Raw genomic sequence first — 25,120 nt, forward strand, 5'->3', positions numbered from 1 at the left:
AATTGCGCAGGGCAGCCTCGGCGGCTTAAGCGCTACAAAGCCGGCCGCACCGACATTCTGCAAGTTTCAATTTCATTCGAGAACCCAATGAGCGACGTCAAAGAATTCATCCGCGAAACCGTGACCACCCACCCCGTGGTGTTGTTCATGAAAGGCACGGCTCAGTTTCCGCAGTGCGGCTTTTCGGGCCGCGCCATCCAGATCCTCAAGGACAACGGCGTCAAGAAGCTCGTCACCGTCAACGTCCTGGAAGACGACGAAGTGCGCCAGGGCATCAAGGACTTCTCGAGCTGGCCCACCATTCCCCAGCTCTATGTTCAGGGCGAATTCGTCGGCGGCTCGGACATCATGGCCGAGATGAACGAAAACGGCGAGCTCAAGAAGCTGCTCGACGGCTCGGGTGCCACGGCCTGATCGGCCTGGCGCGAGCGGGTTTCAAGCCATCATGCGCCGCCTGGTCATCGGCATCACGGGCGCCACGGGCGCCATTTACGCCGTGCGCATGCTGCAGGCTTTGCAAGGCGTGCCGGACGTCGAATCGCATCTGGTCATTTCGACTTCCGGTGTGCTCAACATCAAGCACGAACTGGACATCGGCCGGCACGAGGTGCAGGCCATGGCCGATCACGTGCATAACGTGCGCGACGTCGGCGCCACGCTGGCCAGCGGCGCCTTCCGTACCGCGGGCATGGTGATCGCGCCGTGTTCCATGCGCACGCTGGCGGCCGTGGCGCAGGGGCTGTCCGACAACCTCATCACCCGTGCAGCCGACGTGACCTTGAAAGAGCGCCGCCGCCTGGTGCTGATGGTGCGCGAGACGCCGTTCAACCTGGCGCACCTGCGCAATATGACCGCCGTGACCGAGATGGGTGGCATAGTCTTTCCGCCGCTGCCGGCGTTCTATCATCGCCCGCAGTCCATCGAAGAGATGGTGGACCACACCGTGGCGCGGGTGCTCGAGCTGTTCGATATCGAGGTGCCCGGTCCGACCTGGGAAGGCACCTGACCGGGCGGCGCAGGTCAATCCTTCGGCGTCGCCTCGGCGAACGGGTGAAACTCGCGCGTGGCGGGATCGCGCACGAACAGCATGCCGGTGGCCACGCCGAAATAGGCGCCATGCAGATCCAGCTGGCCGGCCGCGAAGCGGCTGCGTATCGACGGGAAGGTCAGCAGATTGGCCAGGCTGTGCTCGATCACGGCCAATTCCAGGCGCTTGATGTCGGTGTCGCGATCGCCGGCGTCGGGCTGCATCTTCAAGCGATCGGCCACGGGCTTGATCTGCGACATCCACTTGCCGATGAAGTCCATTTTGGAGAGCGGCTCGGCATTGTCGTGGAAAGCGCGGATGCCGCCGCACGACGCATGTCCCAGCACGACGATGTGCTTGACGTTCAGTCCGCTGACCGCGAATTCGATGGCTGCGCTGGTGCCATGATAGGACGACGTGGCGGCGTCGATTTCGCAGGGAGGGACCAGGCTCGCCACGTTGCGGACCACGAACATCTCGCCCGGACCGGCATCGAAAATGACTTCGGGCGAGACGCGCGAGTCGCTGCAGCCGATAATGAGCACCTCGGGGCGTTGTCCTCGCTCGGCCAGGGCCTGGTAGCGGCTAAGCTCGCTGGGCAGGCGGCCATTGAGAAAGGACTGGTAGCCGTCGGTGAGTCGTTGGGGAAACATGGGGGCCTTTGAATGAGTGGGGCGCTGACGACATTTTCCCACATCGGCCGAGCCGCCTCGCCGGGAATGTGCGCAAGCCGCCCGGAAAAACGCCTTGTACAGTAAAGACATTCGCGTCCGGATTTTCGGAGGATTTATGGTTTGCCTTACCCGTATCCGCCTTGTTGCGGCCGCCTTGACGGTGTGTTGTGCCGTGCCGGCCTGGAGCCAGACACTGACGCTGCCGCAACAGCGCATGAACTACTGCAATTTTGTCGCCACATCACAGGGGTTGCAGGGCGATTCGCGCAAAGCCTATCTGACTGCCTGCATTAACGGCCAGAATCCGACGGCCGCCGCGATCAACAAGCCCTTGACCGTCGAGCAGCAGAGAACGGCGGCCTGCGAGGCGCAGGCCGACACGCAGCGGCTGGGCGGCGAGGCGCGCAGGACGTTCTTGAAGTCCTGCGTGAGGATGTAGACGGCCAGCGTTTTGTTCTGCGGCGCGTTGCCGGGGCAGGCGTCGAGGCGCCGATTTCCGCGAAATTCACCGGCCTTCGGCCGCCGTCACGGATGACCGGCCGGTGTCGTTGCGGGTGTCGTTGCGGGTGTCGCCGTGGGCGATGCTGCGGGCGCCGCCTGGACGGGCGCCGGCGGCGTCGGGGTTGTCGGATGCGTCGCGGTGGTGGCGCGCTTGACGGCAGGCGCTTTGGTGCGAGTGTGAGCAGGCGGCACCGGGGTGCGGTGCTTGCTCCAGTTGTAAAGCTCGGGCTTGCGGTAGGTATAGGTCTTTTTGGGGACGGGCTTGGCCACCGGCTTGGGATGGACGACAGCCTTGTGCACAGGCGCGCGTCGGATACGGACCGGCTTGGGCGGTGGCGGTGGCGGTGGCGGCAGCGCCGCGCTCACCGGGATATAGCGGGCGAAGGTCAGGGGCGTGGAAGCCCTAATATGCCAGGTCTGGCCGGGAGCCAGATCGGAGTCGGCATGTTCCACCAGGCGGCCGACTTCCTGGCCGCTTTCGTCGTACAGGGCGAAGGTGACCTTGGGCGCCGGCTGCGTAATCGGGCTGTTGTTGGTGTAACTGCCATAGATGATGGTCTGGCCCATCAGGAGATCGCGCGTGGCGGCCAGGTCGTAGACCGCATGGTCGCGCCGCAGGTTTTGCGCGCAGGCCGGCCCGCACAGCAAGGCGAGCAGCAACAAGGCGACAAAACGGACGGTCATATCAGGTTCCGGTAAGGCGTAAAGCGGCGCGTGCGGCACCACGTAATGGGTATTACGGGCGCCTGAGCCCGGAATTTAAGCGCTTGCGCCCGACAAGGGTGTAACAGCCGAGCGCCTAGCCCGAATTGCGCAGGCCTGCCGCGATGCCGTTGATGGTCAGGTGGATGGCGCTGCGCACGCGCGGGTCCGGCTTCTTGCCCGGTTTGGCCTGATCGGCGCGCCAGCGGCGCAACAGTTCGATCTGCAGGTAATTCAGCGGATCGATGTAGGCGAAGCGCTGGTTCAGCGATTCGCGCAGTCCGGGGTCGTCGGCCAGCAGATCGCGCCGGGTCAGAAGGCGCAGCATGGACAGCGCGCGTTCGTGTTCGGTGGTGATCATGCCGAAGACGCGCTCGCGCAGGGCCCGTTTGGGCACCAGTGCCGCATAGCGCGCGCCGATGGCCAGATCGGATTTGGCCAGCACCATTTCCATATTCGACAGCAGGGTGCGCATGGCCGGCCAGGCGGTTGCCATTTCGCGCAGCAGCGCCAGGCGTGCTTTTTTCGAGCGCGGCGCGTCCGGAGCCCCTTCTTCCAGATAGCGCTCGACGGCCGAGCCCACGCCGTACCAGCCTGTGATCATCAAGCGGCACTGCGCCCACGAGAAGCCCCATGGGATGGCGCGCAGGTCTTCGATGCTTTGATTGGCCTTGCGCGACGAGGGACGCGAACCGATGTTCAGCCCTGCGATCTCGTTGACGGGCGTGGACATGAAGAAATAATCCGCGAAGCCCGGTGTGTCGTAGACCAGGCCGCGGTAGGCGCGCTGTGCCTGCTCCGAAAGAAAAGACATAGCCGGGCCGTAGTCGCCGACGCGGTCCGCCTCGGCCTGCGCGGCTTCCTGCTGCGGCGCGAGCGAGGACTCGAGCGTGGCGGTCAGCAGCAGCTCGAGGTTGCGGCGGCCGATCTCGGCGTCTTTGTATTTGCTCTGGATGATTTCGCCCTGCTCGGTCAGCCGCAGTTGGCCGGCTACCGTGCCCGGCGGCTGCGACAGAATGGCGTCGAAGCTCGAACCGCCGCCGCGGCCCACCGAACCGCCGCGGCCGTGGAACAGGCGCAGGCGCACGCCGCGCTTGCTGAACACCTCGACCAGCGCGCGTTCGGCATGGTAGAGAGTCCAGTTGGACGTGAGAAATCCGCCGTCCTTGTTGCTGTCGGAATAGCCCAGCATGACTTCCTGCGTGCCGTCTTGCGTTTGCTGCACGCGCTCGCGGATCTCGGGCAGGTCCAGCCAGGCGGCCATGATGCCGGGGCCGCGCTCGAGGTCGGGGATGGTCTCGAAGAGCGGGACCACCATCAGGCCTTCGAGGGTTTTGAGAGGCTGCGCGGGATCGGCCGTGTTGGCGGAGTTGACCAGAAGGCCCGCTTCTTTCTGCAGCACCATCACTTCGAGCAGGTCGCTCAGCGTCTCGGTGTGCGAGATGATGATCTGGCGCACGGCGTCCTTGCCGTGGCGCGCGCGGCAGGCGGCAGCCATGCGCAGGATACCCAGCTCGCGCGTGGTTTCTTCGCCGTAGGCGATCCAGGGCGAGGCCAGCGGGCGGCCGTGGGCCAGTTCGCTGCGCAGCAGGGCGACGCGTTGGTCTTCGCTCAGGGCGGCATAGTCCAGGGGCTTGCCGTCGAGGCAGACGTCGGCGCGCGCGAAGAGCTCGGCCAATACGCGTTCGTGAACATCGGAGCTCTGGCGCAGGTCGACGGTGGCAAGGTGAAAGCCGAACACCGCCACGGCCTGCTGCAGTCCGGCCAGGCGCAGCCGCGCAATGGGCCCGCCTTGGTTGCCGGCCAGCGACTCGGCCACCGCGGCCAGGTCGCGCGCGAACTCGGCCGGGTCGGCGTAGGGGGCGGCGTCGTAGGTCCGGCGCTGCGCGAGCGTTTCGCCGGTCAGCTTGAACGCGGTGGCGGCCAGGCGCGCGTAGACGTGGACCAGCGTGCGGCGATAGGGCTCGTCCTGGCGGTGCTGCGAATCGTCGCCGCTGGCATCGGACTGCGCCTGCAGTTCGGGCGATACGCCGGCCAGCAGCGAGCTGATCGAGAGTTCGGCGCCCAGCGCGTGGATTTCCTGCAGGTAATGCTCCATGAGCACGGTGGCCTGGCGGCGCAGCGCGCGGTCCAGCGTGCCGGCATCGACATTGGGGTTGCCGTCGCGGTCGCCGCCTATCCAGCTGCCCATGCGCAGAAAGGGCTCCATGGGCGGCGGCGGCGGATCGAAGTGCTTGGCGCTCGGGCGCAGCAGCTTGTCCAGGTCGGCGTACAGGCGCGGAATGACCGCGAGAAAAGTGCTGCGGTAGTAGGACAGGGCGTTGTCGATTTCGTCGGCCACGGTCAGGCGCGTGGCGCGCAGCATGCGGGTCTGCCACAGCGTGGCGATGCGGCCCAGAAGCTCCTGTTCTACCTGCGCCTGCTCGTCGTCGGTGAGAGGCTGTTCGCGTCGCAGCAGCAGCGCGCTGATGGCCTGATGCAGATCCAGCGTGCTCTTGCGCTGAACTTCGGTGGGATGGGCGGTGAGCACGGGCACGATGCAGGCGTCCGTCAGCAGGCGTCGTATCTGCGCGGCGGAGATGCCGCGGGCCTTCAATCGCGCCAGCGTGTCGCGCAGGCTGCCGCGCGCCGGTTCGTCGCCGCGCAGGGTCTGCTCGCGCTGCTGGCGCGCCTGATCGCGGTCGTCGGCGATGTTCCACAAGTGCAGGAAGTAGGTGAAGGCGCGCGCCACGTCGTTGGCGTTGTCGCCGCGCAGGCGGCGTACGCTGTCTTGCAGCAGTTCGCCGTCGGCGGGACGGCCTTCGCGGCGAAAGCGCACCGCCGTGCGGCGCAGTGTCTCGATGATGTCGAAGACTTGCTTGCCTTCGCAGGCGGTAATGACGTCTCCCAATAGCGCGCCGACGAGGCGGATGGTGTGTCGCAGGGATACATCGGCGCGCGGGAGTTCGGTCGTCATAGTGCGTTCCATCGGATGGGAGGTTCGGGAGCCAGCCCATTGTACGCATCGGTTTTACAGGCTTTATATGTAGTGCGCAGGGCTTATGCGCTACATTGCCCGCATGAGTAATATCGACTTTTCTTCCGCGATTGCCCCGACTCCGCGTCGGGCCCTGGTACTGTTCTCGGGCGGGCAGGATTCCACGACTTGCCTGGCCTGGGCGCTGGACCGCTACGACCTGGTCGAGACGGTGGCTTTTGATTACGGCCAACGCCATCGCGTCGAGCTCGATGCCCGTCTGGAAGTGCTGCGCGGCCTGCGCGCGGCGTTTCCGCAATGGGCGTCGCGCCTGGGCGAGGACCATCTGCTGGACTTGAAGGTACTGGGCCAGGTGGGCGACACCGCGATGACGTCCGACCGCGCGATCGAGATGCAGGCCAACGGCCTGCCCAACACGTTCGTGCCGGGCCGCAATCTGCTGTTCCTGACGCTGGCCGCTGCGCTGGGCTACCGGCGCCAGCTGGACGTGCTGGTGGGCGGCATGTGCGAGACGGACTTCTCGGGCTATCCGGATTGCCGCGACGACACGATCAAATCGCAGCAGGTGACGCTGAGCCTGGGGCTGGGCACGCGCGTGGTGATCGAGACGCCGCTGATGTGGCGCGACAAGGCCGCGACATGGCAACTGGCGCGCGACCTGGGCGGCGACGCGCTGGTCGATCTGATCGTCGAGCACAGCCACACTTGCTATCTGGGCGAGCGCGGCGCGCGCCACGATTGGGGCTATGGCTGCGGCAAATGCCCTGCCTGTGCGCTGCGGGCGGCGGGGTGGACGCGCTGGAAGAAATCCTGAGGTCGCAGACCTCAGAACCTAAGCTTCACGCCCGCGTCGGCGGGGTACGTTCCGCCTCGCCCAGTTCGCGCTGCATCAGCACCGTGTCGCGCCATTGCCCGTGTTTGAATCCCACGGACCGCAACGTGCCTACCGGCCGAAAACCGAAGCGCGCATGCAGCGCCAGCGACGCCGCGTTGGCGCTGTCGCCCACCACCGCCAGCATCTGCCGCCAGCCGCCCGCCGTGCAGCGCGCGATCAATTCGGCCATGAGCTTGCCGCCGATGCCGTGGCCGGCCCAGCCGTCTTCCAGATAGACCGAGTCTTCCACCGTGTGCCGGTAGGCCGGGCGCGGCCGGTAGGGCGTCGCATAGGCATAGCCGCGCACCACGCCGTCGATCTCGGCCGCGATATAGGGCATGCCGTTGGCCACGACGCCGGCGCGGCGTTCGCGCATCTGCTCGACGGTGGGCGGCTCCAGCTCGAAGGACGCCGTGCCGTGCAGCACGTGGTGGGCGTAAATGCGCTGAATGGCGGGGACGTCGCCGTCCAGGGCGTCGCGGATGATGACGGCTGTGGTGTTCATGAGGGATGAAGAAGACTGGAAGAGTCGGATCGGCAAGCCCGGTAGTGTGCGCCGTCTTGTTCAATAAAAGAAGGTTCTGAATCTTCTGCGTATCATAAGAAAAAGTTTTTAGGTGCGGCGCCACGCAAGGCGCATGTACCGGGAGCATGCCTGGCTATGCGCGGCCTCAATCTGGACCATCTGCGGGTCTTTCTCGACGTCATCGAACTCGGCAGCTTTTCTGACGCGGCCGAACGCCACGGCTTGTCGCAGCCGGCGGTCAGCCAGCAGTTGCGCCAGCTCGAGCGGCGCTATGGCCTGCCTCTGGCCGAGCGGGTGGGCCGGCGCGTGACGGCCACGGCGGCCGGGCAGGAATTGCTGGTCTTCGCGCGGCGCATCGCCGCCCTGGAGTCTGACGTCGACCGGACCATGCAGTCGTATGCCTCGGGGGTGGGCGGCCGCGTGCTGCTGGGCACCGGCGGCACGGCCTGCACCTATCTGCTGCCGCCGCTGCTGGCCGATCTGAAGCGGCGTTTTCCCGATCTGGACGTGGTGGTGCGCATCGGCAATACCGCCGACGTGCTGCGCGGCGTCGAAGACAACGTGCTGGATCTGGGCCTGGTGACGCTGCCCGCGCAAGGCCGCATGCTGCAGGCGACGCCTGTGCTGGACGACGATTTCGTGGCCATTTTTCCCGCGGGCGAAACGGACATCCCGGCACGCGCCACGCCGGCCGATCTGGCGCGCCGCCCGCTGGTGCTGTTCGAGCCGGGCGCCCGCACCCGGCGCCTGGCCGACGACTGGTTTGAATCGTCGGGCGAGGCGGTGCGGCCCGTCATGGAGCTGGGCAGCACCGAAGCCATGAAAGAGATCGTGGCTGCCGGGCTGGGCTGCGCCGTACTGCCCAGCTCGGCGGTGACCGGCGCCGGCGCCCGCAAGAGCCTGGCCGTGCGGCCGCTGCGTCCGACGCTGCGGCGGCAGTTGGCCGTGGTGCTGCGGCACGACAAGCCGGTCGGCCGCGGACTGCGGCAGGTGGTCGAGATGCTGCGCAGCCTGCGCACCCGGCGCTAGCAGGGGGGCGGTGGGTCGGAAAAGGGGCGGCGCAATCCGGCGTATTATTGAAGACCGCCCTCTGTACAACATAGCCCGGATCCGCCCTGGGCGCAGCCTCGACGAGACAGTCATGCCGCACTACCGTTCCCGCACTTCCACCCACGGCCGCAATATGGCCGGCGCGCGCGCCCTGTGGCGCGCTACCGGCATGCAAGACGGCGACTTCGGCAAACCCATCATCGCCGTCGTGAACTCGTTCACCCAGTTCGTGCCGGGCCATGTGCACCTGAAAGACCTGGGTCAATTGGTCGCCCGGGAGATCGAGGCCGCCGGCGGCGTAGCCAAAGAATTCAACACCATCGCGGTCGACGACGGCATCGCCATGGGCCATGGCGGCATGCTGTATTCGCTGCCGTCGCGCGAGCTGATCGCCGACTCGGTCGAATACATGGTCAACGCGCACTGCGCCGACGCCATGGTCTGCATCTCGAACTGCGACAAGATCACCCCGGGCATGCTCATGGCCGCCATGCGCCTGAACATCCCCGTGGTGTTCGTCTCGGGCGGGCCGATGGAGGCGGGCAAGATCAAGTCGCCCACCGATGGCAAGGTGCTGGCCAAGATCGACCTGATCGATGCCATGATCAAGGCGGCCGACCCGGCCATCACCGACGCGCAGGCCGAAGAGTACGAGCGCAGTGCCTGCCCCACTTGCGGTTCTTGTTCGGGCATGTTCACGGCCAACTCCATGAACTGCCTGACCGAGGCCATCGGCCTGTCGCTGCCGGGCAACGGCACCATCGTGGCCACCCATGCGTGGCGCCGCGGTTTGTTCGAAGAGGCGGGTCGTCTGGTGGTCGATCTGTGCCGCCGCTATTACGAGCAGGACGACGCCTCGGTGCTACCGCGCGCCATCGCCACCAAGAGCGCCTTCCTCAACGCCATGACGCTGGACGTGGCCATGGGGGGATCGACCAATACCGTGCTGCATCTGCTGGCCGCGGCCCAGGAAGCGGGCGTGGACTTCACCATGTCCGACATCGACAAGGTGTCGCGCCGCGTGCCGTGCCTGTGCAAGGTGGCGCCGTCCACCGACAAATTCCACATCGAGGACGTGCACCGCGCCGGCGGCATTCTGGGCATTCTGGCCGAGCTGGCGCGCGCCGATCTGCTGGACCTGTCCTGCGGCAACGTGCACAGCGGCACGCTGGGCCAGGCCATCGCCAAGTGGGATGTGACCGACGAGAGCAACGAACAGGCGCGCAAGTTCTTCCGCGCCGCGCCCGGCGGCATTCCCACCACCGTGGCGTTCAGCCAGGAGTCCACCTTTCTCACGCTGGATGCCGATCGCGCGTCGGGCTGCATCCGCAACAAGGAACACGCCTACTCCAAGGACGGCGGCCTGGCCGTGCTGTACGGCAATCTGGCCGAGAAGGGCTGCATCGTGAAGACGGCCGGCGTGGATGAATCGCAGCTGACCTTCACCGGACGCGCCCGCGTGTTCGAGAGCCAGGACGACGCGGTCGAGGGCATCCTGGGCGACAAGATCGTGCCGGGCGACGTGGTCGTCATCCGCTACGAAGGTCCCAAAGGCGGCCCGGGCATGCAGGAAATGCTCTACCCCACCTCGTACCTGAAGTCCAAGGGCCTGGGCAAGACCTGTGCCCTGTTTACCGACGGCCGTTTCTCGGGCGGCTCGTCGGGCCTGGTGATCGGCCACGCGTCGCCGGAAGCGGCCGAAGGCGGCACCATCGGCCTGGTCGAGGAAGGCGACACCATCGAGATCGACATCCCCAACCGCCGCATGCACCTGGCCGTGTCCGACGCCGAACTGGTCAAGCGCCGCGCCGCCATGCAGGCACGCGGCGACAAGGCCTGGAAGCCCGAGAACCGCGTGCGCGAAGTGTCCCTGGCGCTGCAGGCCTATGCAGCCCTGGCCACCTCGGCCGACCGCGGCGCGGTGCGCGACGTGTCGCAGCTCAAGCGTTGAACGTTATCCGACGCTAGTTGCAATACAGAAAGGCCGGCGATATGCCGGCCTTTCTTCATCCGCAGACTGGTTTGCGGGAAGAGGGATCAGCCATGCCAGAGGCTTTGCCGAAAAAGACGCTCCTCATCGTCTACCACTCCATGACCGGCGGCGCGCGCCAGATGGCCGAAGCGGCACGCGACGGCGCGGCGACCGAGACTGCGGTGCGGGTGCATCTGAAGCATGCTTCGGAGACCCGCGCCGACGACGTATTGGCGGCCGACGGTTTCATCTTCGTCTGTCCGGAAAATCTTGCGGGTATCAGCGGCCAGATGAAGGATTTCTTCGACCGCTGTTATTACCCGGCGCTCGACCGGATCAACGGCCGTCCGTATTCGACGCTGATCTGCGCCGGCAGCGACGGCGGCAATGCCGCGCGGCAGATCGCGCGCATTGCCACAGGCTGGCGGCTCAAGGCTGTCGCCGAACCGCTGATCGTCTGCACCCATGCGCAGACGCCCGAGGCGATTCTCGCGCCCAAACGGATCGGACAGGAAGAGCTGGAGGCATGCCGGTCGCTCGGGGCGTCCTTGGCGTGCGGCATGGCGCTGGGCGTGTTCTGAGCGGCTCAGTCCCAGGCCGGCGCGAGCTTGTCCGGCGATACGATGCGGCCGTCGGGTTGCGCCAGCGCCGAGAGTGCGCGCATGTCCTCGGCCGAAAGCGCGAAATCGAATACCTGCATGTTGGCGCGGGCGCGCTCGGCCTGCAGGGTCTTGGTCAGCGTGACGACGTTGTCCTGCTGCACCAGCCAGCGCAGGGCGATCTGCGCCGGCGTCTTGCCCAGGCGCCGAGCAATGCCGGCGATGACGGGATCATTCAGCACCTTGCCGTCGGCCATGGCGAAATAGGCCGTCACCGTCATGCCCAGGCGGTCGGCCTCGGCCAGCACCTTGTCCTGGTTCAGGTAGGGGTGATATTCGATCTGGTTGGTGGCAATCGGCGCCTTGCTCAGCGCGGCGGCTTGGCGCATCAACGCGGTGTTGAAGTTGCTCACACCGATGTGGCGCGCCCAGCCGCGCGCCACGGTTTCGTTCAAGGCTTCGATCTGCTCGGCCAAGGGGGCCTTGTCGCCGGGCCAATGCAGCAGCAGTAGATCCACGCAGTCGGTGCGCAGTTTGTCCAGGCTCTCGCGCATGGAGCGCAGCAGGTCTTCGGCGCGGTAGTTGTCGATCCACACCTTCGTGGTGAGAAAGACCTCGTCGCGCGGCACGCCCGATTCGGCCAGGCCGCGACCGACGTCGGCCTCGTTGCCGTAGATCTGCGCCGTGTCGATCAGGCGATAGCCCAGCTTCAGCGAGGCCTGCACCATGCGGGCGGTGTCTTCGCCGGGCATGCGGAATACGCCCAGGCCCAGGGCGGGGATATGCGAACCGGTGCGGCCCAGAGGTTTGGTCGGAATGGATTGCGTAGCGACTGTCATGGTGAAGTCTTGTGCGTGTCGGTATCGGAGGAATGGGCGCGCGAGGATCAGGCGGCGGCCATGCAAGCGGGCCGGCGGTCCAGATGCCGGCTGTAGAGCGCCACCAGCAGGCCGGCTGCCGTGACGGCCGCGGCCGTCAGCGGCGTTGCGCCCAGCCCGAGGCCGTGATCGATGGTAACGCCGCCCAGCCATGCGCCCGCGGCGTTGCCCAGGTTGAAAGCCGCGATATTGAAGGCGGAGGCCAGGTTGGGCGCGCCGCCGGCCTTGGACAGTACGCGCATCTGCAGCGGCGGCACGGTCGCGAATGCCGCCGCGCCCAGCAAGGCGACGGTCGCGACCGCAGCGACCTTATCGTGCAAGGTCACGGAAAAAAGCGCGAGAACCAGGGCCAGCAGGGCCAGGCTGCCGATCAGCGTGGGCATCAGGTGCCTGTCGGCCAGCTTGCCGCCGTAGGTGTTGCCCAGCACCAGGCCCACGCCGAAGAGCAGCAGGATGGGCGAGACGGCGCCCGGTGAAAAACCGGCCAGGTTGGTCAGCAGCGGCGCGATGTAGGTAAAGGCCGTAAACACACCGCCGAAGCCCAGCACCGTCATGGCGAAGCCCAGCAGCACCTGCGGGCGGCCTAGGGCGCGCAGCTCGCAGCGCAGATCGCTTTGGTGCGAGCCGTGATCGGCCGGCACCAGCGCGGCGATGGCGGCCAACGCGGCCACGCCTACGGCCGCGACGGCCCAGAACGTGGCGCGCCAGCCCCAGGCCTGGCCCAGCCAGGTGCCGAAGGGCACGCCCAATACATTGGCCAGCGTCAGCCCGGTGAACATCAGCGCGATGGCCGAGGCCTGCTTGTCGGGCTTGACCAAGCTGGCGGCCACCACCGAGCCTACCCCGAAGAAAGCACCGTGCGCCAGCGAGGTCAGCACGCGGGCGGCCATGAGCGTGCCGTAGCCGGGAGACAGGGCGCAGGCCAGATTGCCGAGCGTGAAGATCACCATCATCCCCAGCAACAGTGTCTTGCGGGGCAGGTGTGCGGTGAGAATGGCGACGGGGGGCGCGCCCAGCGTTACGCCCAGGGCATAGCCGGTGACCAGCAGGCCCGCCGACGACAGCGAGACGTGCAAGTCGGCGCCCACCTGCGGCAGCAGCCCCATGATGACGAATTCGGTGGTCCCGATGCCGAAGGCCCCCACGGCCAGAGCCCAAAGCGCGATAGGCATGTTCCTTACTCCAGATGAAGAATGCGATGCCGAATTGTGAGCCTTGCAATCTGTGAGAAAAATAGGCCTAAAATCAAAATACTTATGAATAAAAAGCAAAAATGGCACTGAACTCGGACCTGCTGCGCGTATTCCTGGCCGTGGTCGACACCGGCAGCATGAGTGCCGCCGCCGAACATCTCGGGCAGACGGCTTCGGGCGTCAGCCGGGGCTTGTCGCGCCTGGAAGAGCAACTGGGCGTGACGCTGCTCACGCGCACCACGCGGCGCATGGAGCTTACGGAAGAGGGGCATGTGTTCCAGGAGCGCGCGCGCGGCATCGTCGGCGCGATGGACGAGGCCGAGGAATGCATGCGCATCCGCCATCAGCAGCCGTCGGGAATTTTGCGTGTGGACGCTTCGGCGCCGGTGATGCTGCACTGCGTGGTGCCGCACATGGCCGATTTCTACGAACGCTATCCGCAGATCCGGCTCGAGCTCACCAGCAACGACCGCATCGTCGACCTGGTGGAATATCGCACCGACATTGCCTTGCGGGCCGGGACCTTGAGCGACTCTTCCCTGCATGCGCGGCATTTGAAGACCTCGCGCCTGCACATCGTGGCCAGTCCGCAATACATCGCCCGGCATGGCCGGCCGCGCACGGTGGCCGCGCTGAACAAGCATGTGCTGCTGGGGTTTACGCAGCCCGATACGCTCAACACCTGGCCGCTGCGGCACGCGCAAGGCAACAGCTATGCGGCGCGCCCCACGCTGGCGGCCTCGAGCGGCGAGACCCTGCGCGGTATGGCGCTGGCCGGCGTGGGGATTGCCTGCCTGTCGGAATTCATGCTGCGACAGGACCTGGACACGGGCAGATTGATTTCCGTGTTGGATACGCTGGACAACGGCTATCGCCAGCCGCTGCACGCGGTGTATTACCGCAATACGCAGCTGGCCCGGCGTATCGCCTGCTTCCTGGATTTCCTGTCGGAACGCATGTGAAGCGCGGCGGCCGCGCTACCAGGCGTGCAGCGCGTCGTCGGGAAAGGTGCCGTTCTTGACCGCGGCGACATAGCCGGCGAAAGCCGCCTGTATGCCCGGCGCGCCTTGCATGAAGTTGCGCACGAATTTTGCCATGCGTCCGAGATTGAGCCCCAGCATGTCGTGCATGACCAGCACCTGTCCGGCCGTGCCGCTGCCCGCGCCGATGCCGATGGTGGCGCAGGAGCGCATCTGGCCGGTGATGTCGGCCGCCAGGCGGGCAGGAACCATCTCCAGCACCAGCATGCTCGCGCCGGCAGCCTCGAGCGCCAGGGCGTCGTTGCGCATGCGCGCGGCGTCTTCGTCCTGCCTGCCCTGGACGCGATAGCCGCCCAGCGCCGCCACCGTCTGGGGCGTAAGCCCCAAGTGCCCGCAGACGGGCACGCCGCGTTCGATGAGGAACGCCGCCACCTCGACCGCCCAGCCGCCGCCCTCGAGTTTGATCATCTGCGCGCCGGCCTGCATCAGCTGCACGGCCGACGCCAAAGCCTGCTCGCGCGATTGCTGATAGCTGCCGAAAGGCAGATCTGCAATGAGGAGCGCGCTGCCCTGGGTGCGCTCCAGCCCTTGCGCGACGCATTGGGTGTGATAGCGCATGTCTTCCAGCGACACGCCGACGGTGGTGGATCGGCCCTGGCAGATCATGCCCAGCGAGTCGCCCACCAGAATGCAGTCGACGCCTGCGGCATCCGCAGCCGCCGCGAAGGTGGCGTCGTAGGCGGTGAGCATCGCGATTTTTTCGCCGCTCGCATGCATGTCGGCGATGCGCGCGGTCGTGATTTTTTTGCGCGGGGTTTGCGCCGCGCCACCATGGGGCGCCCCGCCGTAGGGCGCGGCGGTCTCGCTCGCGGTGTCGGGCCCGGCGGGCGCGCCGCCTCGAGATGCGTGATCTGTCATGTCGGAACCTCAGCCCAGCGCGACGCGCAGCTGGGCTTCGAGATGGGTGGTGGGCACGACGCGCCAGCCGCTTTGCGCATAGCGCAGCCACCGCCCCAATACTAGGTGAGTCAGCAGGCTGGCCTGCGCGGCGATGTCGGAATCGGACGGCAGCGCACCGGTGGCGATCGCGGTACGCAGGCACTGCTTGAAGGTGGCTTCGATGCGGTCGTTGATATGGTTGATGCGTTCCTGCAGCCGGTTGTCTTCGGTGACGAGCGCATCGCCGGTGAGCACGCGCGTCATGCCGCGATTGCGTTCGGAAAAAGCCAGCAGCATGGTCGCGGTCTTGCGCGCCTGCATCAGGCCGCAGGTTTCGGCGGCCACGATCTGGTTGGCGAGCGTGAAGATCGTGGTTTCGATGAATTCGATCAGACCCTCGAACATCTGCGCCTTGCTGGCGTAGTGGCGGTAGAGCGCGGCTTCCGAGACGCGCATGCGCGCCGCCAGCGCAGCCGTCGTGACGCGCGCGGCATGCGGCTGCTCGAGCATTTCGGCCAGCGCTTGCAGGATCTGGAGTTTTCGTTCGCCGGGCTTGGTGGCCATGATGGAGTTCGATGCGGGTGATGCGGCCTCGGGCAGGCCGCCGGTTTACCCGCGCAAAGGCCGTCGCCGCAGCAGCAGGTCGCGGATCGAGTTTACCCGCAAGTCCACATAAGTCGGGCGTTGGAATCGCACCCGGGAAAAAGGCGTGCCGGGGTGGAACACGTGCACGGTACGCAAGCCCACGGCGCGGGCCGAACGCAGGTTGTCGAGCGTGTCTTCGACCAGCACGGCGCGCGCTGCGGGCACGCCTTCGCGCGCCAACACGTAGCGCAGCAGCGCGGCCGAGGGCTTGGGCCGGAACTCGCCGTGCATCCGCATTTCTTCGATGCCCCAGAGGCTGTCGAAGTGACGCAGCAGGTTCAGGTGGCGCAGCACGGTCTTGGCGTAGCGCAGCGGCGCATTGGTGATCAGCACCTTGCGGCCCGGCAGGGCGCGCAGGGCTTTGGCCAGGCCGCGCTCCGCGCGCACCAATGCGGTCACGTCGAAGTCGTGGCTGCACCGCAGAAAATGGCTGAGGTTCACGCCGTGGTGCCGCGCCAGGCCGATGGCCGTGGCGCCGTAGCGCTTCCAGTATTTTTGCCGCAGCGCGTTGGCCTCGTCGGCGTCCACGCCCAGCGTCTGGCGCACGGCCTGCGTCATGGCCAGATCGATGTGCGCGAAGATGGCGTGCGACGCGTCATGCAGCGTGTTGTCCAGGTCGAACAGCCACACGCGCCTGGCGTGCGACTCGGCCTGACGAGTGCGCTGCGCGCGCGCCACGGGGCGCGGCACGGGCCGGTGTTGCGTCGAACGCATGATGCGTCAGGAAACGCGGATCATGGTGCCCACGCCCTGGTCGGTGAGCAGTTCCAGCAGCAGACAGTGCGGTACGCGGCCGTCGACGATGTGCACGGCGTTCACGCCGCTCTTGGCGGCCTCGAGCGAGCCGGCGATCTTGGGAATCATGCCGCCCGAGATGGTGCCGTCGGCGATGAGTTCGTCGATTTTCGCCGGCGACAGTTCGCGCAGCAGGTTCTTGTTTTTGTCGAGCACGCCGGGAATGTTGGACATCATCAGCAGCTTCTCGGCGCCCAGCACCTTGGCGATCTCGCCGGCCACGACGTCGGCGTTGATGTTGTAGGCCTGACCATCTTCGCCGTAGCCGATGGGAGAGATGACCGGGATGAACTGGTCGTCCTGCAGCGCCTTGACCACGGCCGGATTGATGCGGGTGATCTCGCCCACATAGCCGATGTCCAGGGATTTGCCCGGGTTTTCTTTATCGGGCATCTGCAGCTTGCGCGCGCGGATCATGCCGCCGTCCTTGCCGGTGAGGCCCACGGCCGAGCCGCCCGCCTCGTTGATCATCATGACGATGTCCTGCTGCACCTGGCCGCCCAGTACCCACTCGACCACTTCCATGGTCTCGGCGTCGGTGACGCGCATGCCCTGGATGAAATTGCCCTGTTTGCCGACGCGGCGCAGCGCGTCGTCGATTTGCGGACCGCCGCCGTGCACCACCACCGGGTTCAGGCCCACCAGTTTGAGCATCACCACGTCGCGGGCGAAACTGTGCTGCAGGCGTTCGTCGGTCATGGCGTTGCCGCCGTATTTCACCACGATGGTCTTGCCGTGGAATCGTCGCAGATAAGGCAGCGCCTCGGAGAGTACGGCCGCTTTGACGGCAGGAGACGAGACAACGGCAGGGTCAGGGGTGTCGGTCATGGCGGTGAGAGGTGGCCCGTGAAAAATGCCGCCGTCCCGAACGGTGGGCGGCGGCGGTTCGTGCGCAATTGTAGATCAGCCAGCCAGGGCTTTTTCGACGGCGGCGTGGAACTGGGCGGGGTCGTATTCGCCCAGATAGCGCTTGACGATATGCCCCTGCCGATCGATGAGGAAGGCGGTGGGCGTGAGTCGCACGTCGCCGAATGCCCGGGCCAGCGTGCCCTGGCTGTCCAGCGCCACGGGGAAGGGCAGCTTGCGGGTCTGGGCGTAGTTTTCGACATAGCCCGGCTTGTCATAGGACATGGCCACGGCCAGAGTGACGTAGCCCTTGGGCTCGTAATGCCGGTAGTCTGCGACCGTGGCGGGCATCTGCTGCATGCAGGTGACGCAGTCGGTCGCCCAGAACTTCACGAGCACGACCTTGCCGCGCAACTGCGCCATGGTGATCGTCTTGCCGTCGAGTGTCTTGAACGCGACGTCGGGCGCGGCGGGGGCCGGGTGCCAGACGAACCAGCCGGCAATACCCACCACCACCGCGACAAGCAGGGCGATCAGCGGTTTTTTCATCGCCGGGCCGCCCCAAGATGAAAAGCGCCCCCCTCGGGGGGGCAGCAAGCCGCAGGCGCAGCGTGGGGGGTAATTTTCATTTGATGGGCATGGCCTGCATGGTGTCGCTGCCGTTCTCGATGGGGGCCGGGCCGGACGTCGGCGCGCTGCCGCCGCTGCCGTTGCTGGGCGTCGACGTGGTGGCGGCGCCCGACAGGCGGATGGCCTCGTCGCGGCTGATGTAGGTAAACATTTTTACCACTTTCACGATACCGCCGACACTGGCGGCGGTCTTGGCGGCGATGTCACCCTCTTCCTGGGTGACCTTGCCCATCATGTAGACCACACCCCGGTTGACGGTGGTGACGATGGCGCCCGAGGGCACGTCCTTGGTGCTAAGCAGGGACGTGCGCACCTTGGAGCTGAGCCAGGCGTCGTTGCTGCGGCCTTCGAACGGTTCGGCAGGGCCGACGTCGAGCTGGTTGATGACGGATTTGACCTTCTCGATACCCTGAGCGATGGTCGTGGCCTGATCCTTGGCTGCCTGGGTGGGCACGTCGCCGGTGAGCAGCACGTTGCCTTCGTAGGCGACGGCGTTGACGCGAGCGGCGTCGCCCAGCTGTTTGGCGATCTGGAACTGGGCCTTGAAGGCCATGGTCTGGTCGTCGAGCTGGGTGCCCGACGAGCGACGATCGGTGAACACCGAGGCGCCGACGGCTGCGCCGCCGAGCATCAGCGGGATGCAGCCGGTCAGGCTCGAGGCGGTGCCGGTCAGGGCGGCGGCCAGCAGCGCGGCGCGCAGGGCCATGCGGGGCGTGAACGTCATTCGGTGTCTCCTAGCAAGAGGGCGTCGATGCCGTCGCACATGGCGTGCAGCAGCAGTCCGTGAACTTCCTGGATGCGCATGGTGCGGTCGTTGGGCACGCACAGATGGACGTCGTGCGCGCCGAGCAACTGGCCGATCTGGCCGCCGTTCTTGCCCGTGAGGGCGACGACGTGCAGGTCGCGTTCTTGCGCGGCCTGGATGGCCCGCATGACGTTGGGCGAATTGCCGCTGGTGGACAGGGCCACCAGCACGTCTCCGGGCTGGCCCAGGGCGCCGACCTGGCGTTCGTAGATTTCCTCGAAGCCGTAGTCGTTGCCCACGGCGGTAAGGATGGCGGTATCGGTATTGAGGGCAATGCCGGCAAGCGGCAGGCGTTCGCGCTCGAAGCGGCCGACCAGCTCGGCGATGAAGTGCTGGGCGTCGGCGGCCGAGCCGCCGTTGCCGCAGGCCAGGATCTTGCCGTTGTTGGCCAGGGCCGTGAACATCAGCTCGACCGCGGCCGCGAGCGGCTCGGCCAGGTCGTTCATGCTCAGTTCGATGACGCCGATGGCGTCGCGGAAATGCGCAGTCATACGGGAGGTCAGATTCATGGGACGGATTATCTCATGGGGGCGCAAGCGGGTTTTTTCGGGATGCAACGGCGTGGGGGGAAATATTGCAGTCCTTTGCGGAGGGATTGCCCGGCGGGAATTTTTTTATTCGGACATGAAAATGTGGCGCAGCCAGACGGCCTGGCCTGCGTCGAACAGCACGGCGTCAAAACGCACGGGCGGAACGCGACCTTGCCAGTGGCGACGCGCAAGTCCCGGCAAAATCAGGGCGGCGGCGCCTGCCAGGCGGCGTTGCTTGGCCGGATCGATGCTGGCTCCCGCGCCGCCGTGGCTCGCGCGGGCCCGGGCGCGTACTTCTACCAGCACCAGCGTGTCGCCGTCGCGCATGACCAGATCGATCTCGCCGGGCGCAGCGCGCAGATTGCGCGCCAGCAGCTGCAGGCCGGCGCGTGCCAGCAATTCCAGTGCCCGGTCTTCGAAATCCAGCCCCGTGCGCTGTGTGGGCGAGAGTTGCGGATCTTGCTTGCGCGAGGTCGATTGGCGTGCGTTCCGCTTGCGCTGGCGCCGCTCGTGCTGACTGCGCCTGGCGACATCGGCCAGGGCATAGGCCAGCAGAACGTCGGCGGGCGGCCGGTCGTGTTCAGGAGGGATATCCATGCGGCTACACTGGCACGGTTTTCACAGCCGCGGTGCGCCGCAATGAACGAAGAAGTCACTCCGCCGGCCGAAGCCGGCGATGCCTGGCGCCGCGTGGCCGAGCGCGTCGCGGCTCAGCATTGGCCCGCGTCCGCCCTGTATGTGGTGGCCACGCCCATCGGCAATCTGGGCGACCTGGGCCTGCGGGCCTGGCAGGCCCTGGCCCGCGCCGACGTCATCGCCGCCGAGGACACGCGCGCCAGCCGCACCCTGATGGACGCATGGGGCATCGCTACGCCCCTGATGGCTGCGCATCGCCACAACGAAGCCCAGGCGGCGCAGGCGATCTGCGCGCGTCTGGCCGACGGGCAGCGCGTGGCGCTGGTCTCCGACGCGGGCGCGCCGGCCGTGAGCGATCCGGGCGCGCGCATTGTGCGTGCGGTGCGCGAGGCCGGCTATCTCGTCGTGCCCGTACCGGGCCCCAGTGCCGTCATCGCCGCCCTGATGGGCAGCGGCGTCACGTCCGACGAAAACCCCGCCTATGCCTTCGCCGGCTTTGCGCCGCCCAAAGCGGCGGCGCGGCAGCGCTGGCTGCGCCGCTGGTGCGCCCTGCCGGCGCCGGTGCTTATTTTCGAATCGCCGCATCGTCTGCCGGCCATGCTGGCCGACCTGCTCGAGGTCTGCGGTCCCGAGCGCAAGCTCACCGTGGCGCGCGAGCTGACCAAGCGCTTCGAGCAGATCGCCACGATGCCCATGGGCGAGACGGCCGACTGGCTGGCCGCCGACGCGCATCGCGGGCAGGGCGAATTCGTGCTCATCGTGCACGAGGCCGAAGGCGCGCAAGACAAAGACGAGGAGGGCACCGCGGCGGGCATCCCGATCGATGCCTTGCTCGAGGCGTTGCTCGAAAGCCTTTCGGTGCGCGATGCCGCGCGCGCGGCCGCCAAGATCACCGGCCTGCCGCGCGACAAGCTCTACAACAAGGCGCTGGAACTCAAGGCTTGATCAGGCTGGGCCGTATGCCGGTCTTGGCGTTGACCGTCGACATATCGCTCACCGCCGATTCGCGCGTGTCGTACGGGCCGATGCGTACGCGATAGAGTCGTGCGATCTGCAGGGTCGTGGCGTGCTTGCCCATGCCGCGCAATTCCGTGTTGATGCGTTTGGCCAGCGTTGTCGCGTTGGCTGATTGGCTGAACGCGCCCACTTGCAGATAGTAGGCGCCGTCCGCCTGCGGCACGGCGTCCTGCGCCGTCGTCTGTGCGATCGGCGACGGGGCGGCGGGAAGAGGCATGGGCAGCGGCGAGGGATCCGGGGTCTGTGCGGGCGGGGTCACCGGATGCGCGGCGTCGTCGGCGGTGAGCTGCGAGTCTTCGGGAGCGAGCTTGCCCGAAGCGACCATGGTGCGGATGTCGCTGGGCAGGATGCGTTCGACGATGACCCTGCCGCTGCCCGGGCCGATCAACCCCAGCTTGTAGGCCGCCGTGTACGACAGGTCCATGATGCGGTTGCTGTGAAAGGGACCGCGGTCGTTCACGCGCACGATGATGGTTTTGCCGTTGACCTCGCTGGTGACGCGCGCGTAACTGGGTATGGGCAGCGTGGGGTGCGCGGCGGTCATGGCGTACATGTTGTAGCGCTCGCCGCTGGAAGTGCGTGCGCCGTTGAATTTGCGGCCGTACCACGAGGCCCGCCCTTCTTGCCGGAAGGGCGTGTCGCTCGTGTCGGGCACGTAGCGTTTGCCGAACACCACATAGGGTTTGTTGGCGCCGCTGGCCAGCGGTTCGATGCGCGGCACGGCGTTGGGGATGGCGTCCAGTTGCGCGTGGGACGGCGGGTTGCTGCCGGGGCCGTCGTCCTCGTAGTAGCCGCCGCCTTGCTGGCCTCGATTGCCTGGCGTGGAGCAGCCCGTCATGATGAGCACGAGCAGCAGAGCGATCAGTGGCGGTAGACGGCGCGCGATGTTCATGTGTGTCCGGCTGCCTTGCCGTGCTGCATGCGGTGCCGCACCAGCAAGGGGTGATGGCCGGCGAAGCGCCGGGCCAGCTGCTCGACCACGTAGACCGAACGGTGCTGCCCGCCCGTGCAGCCGATGGCCACGGTCAGGTAGCTGCGCGTGTCTTGCCGGTATTGCGGCATCCAGCGGGTGATGAAACGGGCCACGTCGTCGATCATCTCGCCCACGGCGGGATGGCTGGCCAGCCACTGGGCGACCGGCGCGTCGCAGCCGGTCAGCGGCCGCAGCGCAGGGTCATAATGCGGGTTGGGCAGGCAGCGCATGTCGAACACCAGGTCGGCGCTGTTGGGCACGCCCAGCTTGTAGGCGAAGGATTCGAAAGTCAGCACCAGCGGCGCGATGTCGGCCTCGACCAGATCGCGCACCCAGGTGCGCAGTTGTCCGGGCGTGGCGTCCGAGGTGTCGATGACGTGGGTGTGCTCGCGCAGCGGCGCCAGCATTTCGCGCTCGAGCGCGATGCAGTCGGTGAGCGACGGCTGCCGGCCGTCGCGCGCGGCGCGGTCGGTGAGCGGATGACGGCGGCGCGATTCGGAGTAGCGCTGCACCAGTGTGTTGGTGTCGGAGTCCAGGAACACCACGCGCAGCCGGGTGCCCTCGGCCTGCAGCGAGCTCATGATGCCCGGCAGATCGGCCAGCTCGCCCGGCGTGCGCGCGTCGATGGCCACGGCCACGCGTTCGATGGCGTCGTCGTTGCGCGTCGTTTCGATGAATTCGCTCAAGAAACGCAGCGGCAGATTGTCGATGCAGGTGTAGCCGGCATCTTCGAGCATGCGCAGGGCGACGGATTTGCCGGAACCCGAAATGCCAGTGATCAGAACGACGCTGAACATGGGGGTCAGTAGGTCTGCGCCGCGCTGTTCTGCTGGATCGCCAGGCTCTGTCGCTGCAGAAAGTCTTCCAGCGTATCGATGCCGCGCAGCTTGAGGATGGTGTTGCGCACGGCGGCTTCCACCAGCACGGCCAGGTTGCGACCGGCCGCCACCTGCAGCATGACCTTGCGCACCGGCAGGCCCAGCATGTCCTGCGTGAGGTCGCTCATGGGCAGGCGCTCGAATTTCTCCTGCGGGTTGCGCATCAGATGCACGATGAGTTTCAGGCGCATCTTGCGGCGCACCGAGGTCTCGCCGAAGATGGTGCGGATGTCCAGCAGGCCCAGTCCGCGCACTTCGAGCAGGTTCTGCAGCAAGAGCGGGCAGTGGCCCTCGATCACGTTGGGCGCGGTGCGTGAAAAATCCACGGCGTCGTCGGCCACCAGGCCATGGCCGCGGGTGATGAGCTCGAGCGCGAGCTCGCTCTTGCCCAGGCCCGACTCGCCGGTGATCAGGACGCCCAGCCCCAGCACGTCCATGAACACGCCATGCACGGTGGTGGTGGGCGCGAGTTTTTTGCCCAGGTAGATGCGCAGCAGGTCGATGAGCTGCGCCGCGCCTACCGAGGTCGCCAGCAGCGGGATCTGATGCTGCGCGCACTGCTCGATGAGATCTTCCGGCGGGATCAGGTCGTCGGCCAGCAAAATGGCCGGAACGCCGCCGATCAGCAGCTCATCCATGTGGTGCATGCGGCGGCGCAGATCGAAGCGCGTGTAGTAGGCCAGTTCTTCCGGGCCGAAGACCTGGATGCGCGAGGGGTGGATCAGATTGAGGTGACCCACCAGGTCGGCGGCGGCCATGCCGTCGTTGGTGATGGCGCGGTCGGCCGATTGTTGGCCCGCAATCCAGCGAAAAGGTATGGAGTCGGCGTTGTCGTCGACCAATTCCTGCACGGTAAGCATGACGGTTGAACAGGCCTTAAAGTTGTCCCGTGGTGAGCATGCGATGCACCGTGACCGGGTCGGTCTCGGTAGCCAGCGCAGCACGCAATTCCTGATTGGACATCAAATGCGCGAGTTCGGCCAGAATGTCCAGGTGCTGCTGGGCCGCGTTCTCGGGGACCAGCAGGCACAGCAGCATCGACACGGGCAAGCCGTCGGGCGCTTCGAAGGCAATGGGCTTGGCCAGCCTGAAGAAAGCGCACAGGGGATGGTGCAGACCCTTGACGCGGCCATGCGGCACGGCCACGCCCTCGCCCAGGCCCGTGGATCCCAGGCGCTCGCGCGCGAAAAGGCTGCCGTACACCGTGGTGCGGGCCAGGCCATGATGGTTTTCGAATAACAGGCCGGCGTGCTCGAATGCGCGCTTCTTGCTGGTGGCGGGCAGGTCAAGCACCACATTGCCGGGAGGGAGAATACGCGACAGGTGGTTCATCGCGGCCATTATAGGGACACGATGACGCAGTGCAATAAATCTAAATGGGGGCGGACTCCGGCGTGATGCAGCCCAAACCCATCAGGGTCGCCTCGACGGCCTGCTCGAGCGGCGTGTGTGGCTCGTCGCCCAGAAAGGCTTTGAGGCGGGTATTGTCCAGGCGTAGCGGCTGGCGCCACAGATAGCGCATTTCCAGAAGCTCGCGCAGGGTAGGCGCAAAGGGCGCCGCCAGGCGCACGAGCCACCACGGGAATGCACGCGTCCCGGCCTGGCCGCCGTGGCGCTGTACGACTCGGCGGATGGCAGCGGCAATCTGCATGCCGTCGGCATCCCAATGACCGCCCGCATGGAAGCTCGCAAATGCCGGCAGCGAGGCGCGGCGCGCCAGCAGCTCGACCATGGTGCGCGCTACGTCGGGCACATACGACCATTGGTGGCCCACGCCCGCGGCGCCCGGCAACTGAATGACGCTCACCGGACGTCCCGGTTTGACCAGGCCTTGCGAGAACCAGCTGCTGGCCGCGCGCGGGCCGAAAAAGTCCCCTGCCCGCACGATGATGACGCGTGCGCCTTGTTGGCTGGCGTCGTGCAGATGCCGCTCCAGCTCGACCCGGATGGCGCCTTTGCGCGTGAGCGGGCGCTGCGGCGCGTCCTCGGCCACCAGCGGGAAGGTATCGGGGCCATAGTTGTATACCGTGCCCGGCAGCACTACCGTGGCGCCCTCCGCCCTCGCCGCCGCGATGGTGTTGTCCACCATGGGCAGAACCCATTCGTTCCACTTGCGGTAACCCGGTGGATTGACCGCGTGCACGATGACGCTGCAGCCGCGCGCGGCGAGCATGACGTCTTCGCGCCGCATTGCGTCGCCGCTCAGCCACGTGATGCCTTCCTGCTGCGCCTGGGGCGGGTTCGACCCGCGGCGCAAGGCCTGCACCTGCCAGCCGGCGTCGCGCAACTGCCGGGCGACCTCGCCGCCGATGCCGCCCGTCGCGCCCAGTACCAGGGCCTTGCAGTTCAGATTCGAAGCGTTGCCGATGTTCGCCATGTCCGATCTCCTTCGGTGTGCGGGTTTGTGGGACGGATCGAAGTATGGGCGTGACCGGGTTGAAAATAAATTGCCTAAGGTCGCCTAGTAGATATA

28 protein-coding genes are annotated in these 25,120 nt (G+C 66.7%); 9 read left to right on the forward strand and 19 right to left on the reverse strand.

The features are described from left to right. Positions 1–87 precede the first annotated feature (87 nt). The gene (grxD, locus tag ACTHJ1_RS08765) at positions 88–414 is read left to right on the forward strand and encodes a Grx4 family monothiol glutaredoxin (RefSeq protein WP_440190750.1); all 327 of its coding nucleotides are present in this window, start codon (positions 88–90) and stop codon (positions 412–414) included. Between the two features lie 31 nt (positions 415–445). Continuing rightward, positions 446–1,006: a UbiX family flavin prenyltransferase gene (locus ACTHJ1_RS08770; RefSeq protein WP_440190752.1), complete on the forward strand. Its 561-nt coding sequence runs from the start codon at positions 446–448 to the stop codon at positions 1,004–1,006. Positions 1,007–1,020: 14 nt separating this feature from the next. On the opposite strand, the gene ACTHJ1_RS08775 is transcribed toward ACTHJ1_RS08770, so the two are convergent. Beyond that, a complete protein-coding gene (locus ACTHJ1_RS08775) occupies positions 1,021–1,680 on the reverse strand; it encodes a carbonic anhydrase (protein ID WP_440190755.1) in 660 nt (219 codons plus the stop codon). Between the two features lie 94 nt (positions 1,681–1,774). Between ACTHJ1_RS08775 and ACTHJ1_RS08780 the strand changes: the two genes are divergently transcribed. Further along, entirely contained in the window at positions 1,775–2,140 is a 366-nt protein-coding gene (locus tag ACTHJ1_RS08780) for a PsiF family protein (protein WP_440190758.1), read from the forward strand. An 86-nt stretch (positions 2,141–2,226) separates the two neighbouring features. On the opposite strand, the gene ACTHJ1_RS08785 is transcribed toward ACTHJ1_RS08780, so the two are convergent. Further along, positions 2,227–2,886, reverse strand: coding sequence for an FxLYD domain-containing protein (locus ACTHJ1_RS08785; RefSeq protein WP_440190761.1), 660 nt, complete (start codon positions 2,884–2,886; stop codon positions 2,227–2,229). A 115-nt stretch (positions 2,887–3,001) separates the two neighbouring features. Next, a complete protein-coding gene (gene ppc / locus ACTHJ1_RS08790) occupies positions 3,002–5,860 on the reverse strand; it encodes a phosphoenolpyruvate carboxylase (protein ID WP_440190764.1) in 2,859 nt (952 codons plus the stop codon). Positions 5,861–5,963: 103 nt separating this feature from the next. Here ppc and queC point away from each other — a divergent pair, with 103 nt between their 5' ends. Next, positions 5,964–6,695, forward strand: a complete 732-nt coding sequence (queC, locus tag ACTHJ1_RS08795) for a 7-cyano-7-deazaguanine synthase QueC (protein ID WP_440190767.1) — start codon at positions 5,964–5,966, stop codon at positions 6,693–6,695. Positions 6,696–6,720: 25 nt separating this feature from the next. Here the strand turns inward: queC and ACTHJ1_RS08800 are convergent, their stop codons facing one another. Further along, positions 6,721–7,260 (reverse strand): N-acetyltransferase family protein, encoded by a 540-nt coding sequence (locus ACTHJ1_RS08800; protein WP_440190770.1) that lies wholly within the window; start codon positions 7,258–7,260, stop codon positions 6,721–6,723. A 156-nt stretch (positions 7,261–7,416) separates the two neighbouring features. Between ACTHJ1_RS08800 and ACTHJ1_RS08805 the strand changes: the two genes are divergently transcribed. The 3 genes from ACTHJ1_RS08805 (at position 7,417) to ACTHJ1_RS08815 (ending at position 10,884) form a co-directional block, all read left to right on the forward strand. Further along, positions 7,417–8,310 (forward strand): LysR family transcriptional regulator, encoded by an 894-nt coding sequence (locus ACTHJ1_RS08805; protein ID WP_440190772.1) that lies wholly within the window; start codon positions 7,417–7,419, stop codon positions 8,308–8,310. Between the two features lie 112 nt (positions 8,311–8,422). After that, complete coding sequence (gene ilvD, locus ACTHJ1_RS08810) at positions 8,423–10,282, forward strand: dihydroxy-acid dehydratase (RefSeq protein WP_440190774.1); 1,860 nt, start codon at positions 8,423–8,425, stop codon at positions 10,280–10,282. A 92-nt stretch (positions 10,283–10,374) separates the two neighbouring features. Next, positions 10,375–10,884 (forward strand): flavodoxin family protein, encoded by a 510-nt coding sequence (locus tag ACTHJ1_RS08815; RefSeq protein WP_440190777.1) that lies wholly within the window; start codon positions 10,375–10,377, stop codon positions 10,882–10,884. A 5-nt stretch (positions 10,885–10,889) separates the two neighbouring features. Here ACTHJ1_RS08815 and ACTHJ1_RS08820 read toward each other — a convergent pair whose 3' ends face one another. Together ACTHJ1_RS08820 and ACTHJ1_RS08825 are read right to left on the reverse strand one after the other, a co-directional pair. After that, positions 10,890–11,741, reverse strand: a complete 852-nt coding sequence (locus ACTHJ1_RS08820) for an aldo/keto reductase (RefSeq protein ID WP_440190780.1) — start codon at positions 11,739–11,741, stop codon at positions 10,890–10,892. Between the two features lie 47 nt (positions 11,742–11,788). Continuing rightward, positions 11,789–12,952: an MFS transporter gene (locus ACTHJ1_RS08825; RefSeq protein ID WP_440190783.1), complete on the reverse strand. Its 1,164-nt coding sequence runs from the start codon at positions 12,950–12,952 to the stop codon at positions 11,789–11,791. 101 nt (positions 12,953–13,053) lie between these two features. On the opposite strand from ACTHJ1_RS08825, the gene ACTHJ1_RS08830 reads away from it, so the two are divergent. Then, on the forward strand, positions 13,054–13,935 hold the full coding sequence (locus tag ACTHJ1_RS08830) for a LysR substrate-binding domain-containing protein (protein ID WP_440190785.1): 882 nt from the start codon (positions 13,054–13,056) through the stop codon (positions 13,933–13,935). 15 nt (positions 13,936–13,950) lie between these two features. Here the strand turns inward: ACTHJ1_RS08830 and panB are convergent, their stop codons facing one another. The 8 genes from panB to ACTHJ1_RS08870 form a co-directional block, all read right to left on the reverse strand. Continuing rightward, positions 13,951–14,871, reverse strand: a complete 921-nt coding sequence (gene panB / locus ACTHJ1_RS08835) for a 3-methyl-2-oxobutanoate hydroxymethyltransferase (protein WP_440190788.1) — start codon at positions 14,869–14,871, stop codon at positions 13,951–13,953. Between the two features lie 9 nt (positions 14,872–14,880). Further along, positions 14,881–15,456 carry a nucleoid occlusion factor SlmA gene (gene slmA, locus ACTHJ1_RS08840; RefSeq protein ID WP_440190791.1) on the reverse strand — a complete coding sequence of 192 codons (576 nt, stop codon included), beginning with the start codon at positions 15,454–15,456 and terminating at the stop codon, positions 14,881–14,883. Between the two features lie 45 nt (positions 15,457–15,501). Continuing rightward, a complete protein-coding gene (locus ACTHJ1_RS08845; protein ID WP_440190794.1) occupies positions 15,502–16,251 on the reverse strand; it encodes a pyrimidine 5'-nucleotidase in 750 nt (249 codons plus the stop codon). A 6-nt stretch (positions 16,252–16,257) separates the two neighbouring features. After that, positions 16,258–17,160, reverse strand: coding sequence for an acetylglutamate kinase (gene argB / locus ACTHJ1_RS08850; RefSeq protein WP_440190797.1), 903 nt, complete (start codon positions 17,158–17,160; stop codon positions 16,258–16,260). Positions 17,161–17,235: 75 nt separating this feature from the next. Beyond that, on the reverse strand, positions 17,236–17,727 hold the full coding sequence (locus tag ACTHJ1_RS08855) for a peroxiredoxin family protein (protein ID WP_440190799.1): 492 nt from the start codon (positions 17,725–17,727) through the stop codon (positions 17,236–17,238). A gap of 76 nt (positions 17,728–17,803) precedes the next feature. Next, a complete protein-coding gene (locus ACTHJ1_RS08860; RefSeq protein WP_440190802.1) occupies positions 17,804–18,532 on the reverse strand; it encodes a BON domain-containing protein in 729 nt (242 codons plus the stop codon). After that, positions 18,529–19,122, reverse strand: a complete 594-nt coding sequence (locus ACTHJ1_RS08865) for a phosphoheptose isomerase (protein ID WP_440190805.1) — start codon at positions 19,120–19,122, stop codon at positions 18,529–18,531. The genes ACTHJ1_RS08860 and ACTHJ1_RS08865 overlap by 4 nt, the downstream gene beginning before the upstream one ends. Positions 19,123–19,227: 105 nt before the next feature. Further along, positions 19,228–19,740, reverse strand: coding sequence for a YraN family protein (locus ACTHJ1_RS08870; RefSeq protein ID WP_440190808.1), 513 nt, complete (start codon positions 19,738–19,740; stop codon positions 19,228–19,230). 42 nt (positions 19,741–19,782) lie between these two features. On the opposite strand from ACTHJ1_RS08870, the gene rsmI reads away from it, so the two are divergent. After that, complete coding sequence (rsmI, locus tag ACTHJ1_RS08875; RefSeq protein ID WP_440190811.1) at positions 19,783–20,724, forward strand: 16S rRNA (cytidine(1402)-2'-O)-methyltransferase; 942 nt, start codon at positions 19,783–19,785, stop codon at positions 20,722–20,724. Here the strand turns inward: rsmI and ACTHJ1_RS08880 are convergent. From ACTHJ1_RS08880 to ACTHJ1_RS08900, 5 genes are read right to left on the reverse strand one after another with little or no spacing between them, the layout of a single operon-like run. Then, entirely contained in the window at positions 20,714–21,688 is a 975-nt protein-coding gene (locus ACTHJ1_RS08880) for a septal ring lytic transglycosylase RlpA family protein (protein ID WP_440190814.1), read from the reverse strand. The genes rsmI and ACTHJ1_RS08880 overlap by 11 nt on opposite strands. Next, positions 21,685–22,566, reverse strand: coding sequence for an RNase adapter RapZ (gene rapZ / locus ACTHJ1_RS08885; protein ID WP_440190817.1), 882 nt, complete (start codon positions 22,564–22,566; stop codon positions 21,685–21,687). Before rapZ ends, ACTHJ1_RS08880 begins: the two co-directional genes overlap by 4 nt. Before the next feature lie 5 nt (positions 22,567–22,571). Next, positions 22,572–23,507: an HPr(Ser) kinase/phosphatase gene (hprK, locus tag ACTHJ1_RS08890; RefSeq protein WP_440190820.1), complete on the reverse strand. Its 936-nt coding sequence runs from the start codon at positions 23,505–23,507 to the stop codon at positions 22,572–22,574. 16 nt (positions 23,508–23,523) lie between these two features. Further along, a complete protein-coding gene (locus tag ACTHJ1_RS08895) occupies positions 23,524–23,979 on the reverse strand; it encodes a PTS sugar transporter subunit IIA (protein WP_440190823.1) in 456 nt (151 codons plus the stop codon). 40 nt (positions 23,980–24,019) lie between these two features. Then, positions 24,020–25,024, reverse strand: a complete 1,005-nt coding sequence (locus ACTHJ1_RS08900; protein WP_440190826.1) for an NAD-dependent epimerase/dehydratase family protein — start codon at positions 25,022–25,024, stop codon at positions 24,020–24,022. Positions 25,025–25,120 lie beyond the last annotated feature (96 nt).

It is taken from the genome of Bordetella sp., assembly GCF_051960075.1.
Lineage (GTDB): Bacteria > Pseudomonadota > Gammaproteobacteria > Burkholderiales > Burkholderiaceae_B > Bordetella.

Bases quoted from the DNA above. Each gene is read 5' to 3' on its own strand.
- grxD (WP_440190750.1), top strand. From the start codon at position 88: ATGAGCGACGTCAAAGAATTCATCCGCGAAACCGTGACCACCCACCCC.
- ACTHJ1_RS08770 (WP_440190752.1), top strand. From the start codon at position 446: ATGCGCCGCCTGGTCATCGGCATCACGGGCGCCACGGGCGCCATTTAC.
- ACTHJ1_RS08775 (WP_440190755.1), bottom strand. From the start codon at position 1,680: ATGTTTCCCCAACGACTCACCGACGGCTACCAGTCCTTTCTCAATGGC.
- ACTHJ1_RS08785 (WP_440190761.1), bottom strand. From the start codon at position 2,886: ATGACCGTCCGTTTTGTCGCCTTGTTGCTGCTCGCCTTGCTGTGCGGG.
- ppc (WP_440190764.1), bottom strand. From the start codon at position 5,860: ATGACGACCGAACTCCCGCGCGCCGATGTATCCCTGCGACACACCATC.
- queC (WP_440190767.1), top strand. From the start codon at position 5,964: ATGAGTAATATCGACTTTTCTTCCGCGATTGCCCCGACTCCGCGTCGG.
- ACTHJ1_RS08800 (WP_440190770.1), bottom strand. From the start codon at position 7,260: ATGAACACCACAGCCGTCATCATCCGCGACGCCCTGGACGGCGACGTC.
- ACTHJ1_RS08805 (WP_440190772.1), top strand. From the start codon at position 7,417: ATGCGCGGCCTCAATCTGGACCATCTGCGGGTCTTTCTCGACGTCATC.
- ilvD (WP_440190774.1), top strand. From the start codon at position 8,423: ATGCCGCACTACCGTTCCCGCACTTCCACCCACGGCCGCAATATGGCC.
- ACTHJ1_RS08815 (WP_440190777.1), top strand. From the start codon at position 10,375: ATGCCAGAGGCTTTGCCGAAAAAGACGCTCCTCATCGTCTACCACTCC.
- ACTHJ1_RS08820 (WP_440190780.1), bottom strand. From the start codon at position 11,741: ATGACAGTCGCTACGCAATCCATTCCGACCAAACCTCTGGGCCGCACC.
- ACTHJ1_RS08825 (WP_440190783.1), bottom strand. From the start codon at position 12,952: ATGCCTATCGCGCTTTGGGCTCTGGCCGTGGGGGCCTTCGGCATCGGG.
- ACTHJ1_RS08830 (WP_440190785.1), top strand. From the start codon at position 13,054: ATGGCACTGAACTCGGACCTGCTGCGCGTATTCCTGGCCGTGGTCGAC.
- panB (WP_440190788.1), bottom strand. From the start codon at position 14,871: ATGACAGATCACGCATCTCGAGGCGGCGCGCCCGCCGGGCCCGACACC.
- slmA (WP_440190791.1), bottom strand. From the start codon at position 15,456: ATGGCCACCAAGCCCGGCGAACGAAAACTCCAGATCCTGCAAGCGCTG.
- ACTHJ1_RS08845 (WP_440190794.1), bottom strand. From the start codon at position 16,251: ATGCGTTCGACGCAACACCGGCCCGTGCCGCGCCCCGTGGCGCGCGCG.
- argB (WP_440190797.1), bottom strand. From the start codon at position 17,160: ATGACCGACACCCCTGACCCTGCCGTTGTCTCGTCTCCTGCCGTCAAA.
- ACTHJ1_RS08855 (WP_440190799.1), bottom strand. From the start codon at position 17,727: ATGAAAAAACCGCTGATCGCCCTGCTTGTCGCGGTGGTGGTGGGTATT.
- ACTHJ1_RS08860 (WP_440190802.1), bottom strand. From the start codon at position 18,532: ATGACGTTCACGCCCCGCATGGCCCTGCGCGCCGCGCTGCTGGCCGCC.
- ACTHJ1_RS08865 (WP_440190805.1), bottom strand. From the start codon at position 19,122: ATGAATCTGACCTCCCGTATGACTGCGCATTTCCGCGACGCCATCGGC.
- ACTHJ1_RS08870 (WP_440190808.1), bottom strand. From the start codon at position 19,740: ATGGATATCCCTCCTGAACACGACCGGCCGCCCGCCGACGTTCTGCTG.
- rsmI (WP_440190811.1), top strand. From the start codon at position 19,783: ATGAACGAAGAAGTCACTCCGCCGGCCGAAGCCGGCGATGCCTGGCGC.
- ACTHJ1_RS08880 (WP_440190814.1), bottom strand. From the start codon at position 21,688: ATGAACATCGCGCGCCGTCTACCGCCACTGATCGCTCTGCTGCTCGTG.
- rapZ (WP_440190817.1), bottom strand. From the start codon at position 22,566: ATGTTCAGCGTCGTTCTGATCACTGGCATTTCGGGTTCCGGCAAATCC.
- hprK (WP_440190820.1), bottom strand. From the start codon at position 23,507: ATGCTTACCGTGCAGGAATTGGTCGACGACAACGCCGACTCCATACCT.
- ACTHJ1_RS08895 (WP_440190823.1), bottom strand. From the start codon at position 23,979: ATGAACCACCTGTCGCGTATTCTCCCTCCCGGCAATGTGGTGCTTGAC.
- ACTHJ1_RS08900 (WP_440190826.1), bottom strand. From the start codon at position 25,024: ATGGCGAACATCGGCAACGCTTCGAATCTGAACTGCAAGGCCCTGGTA.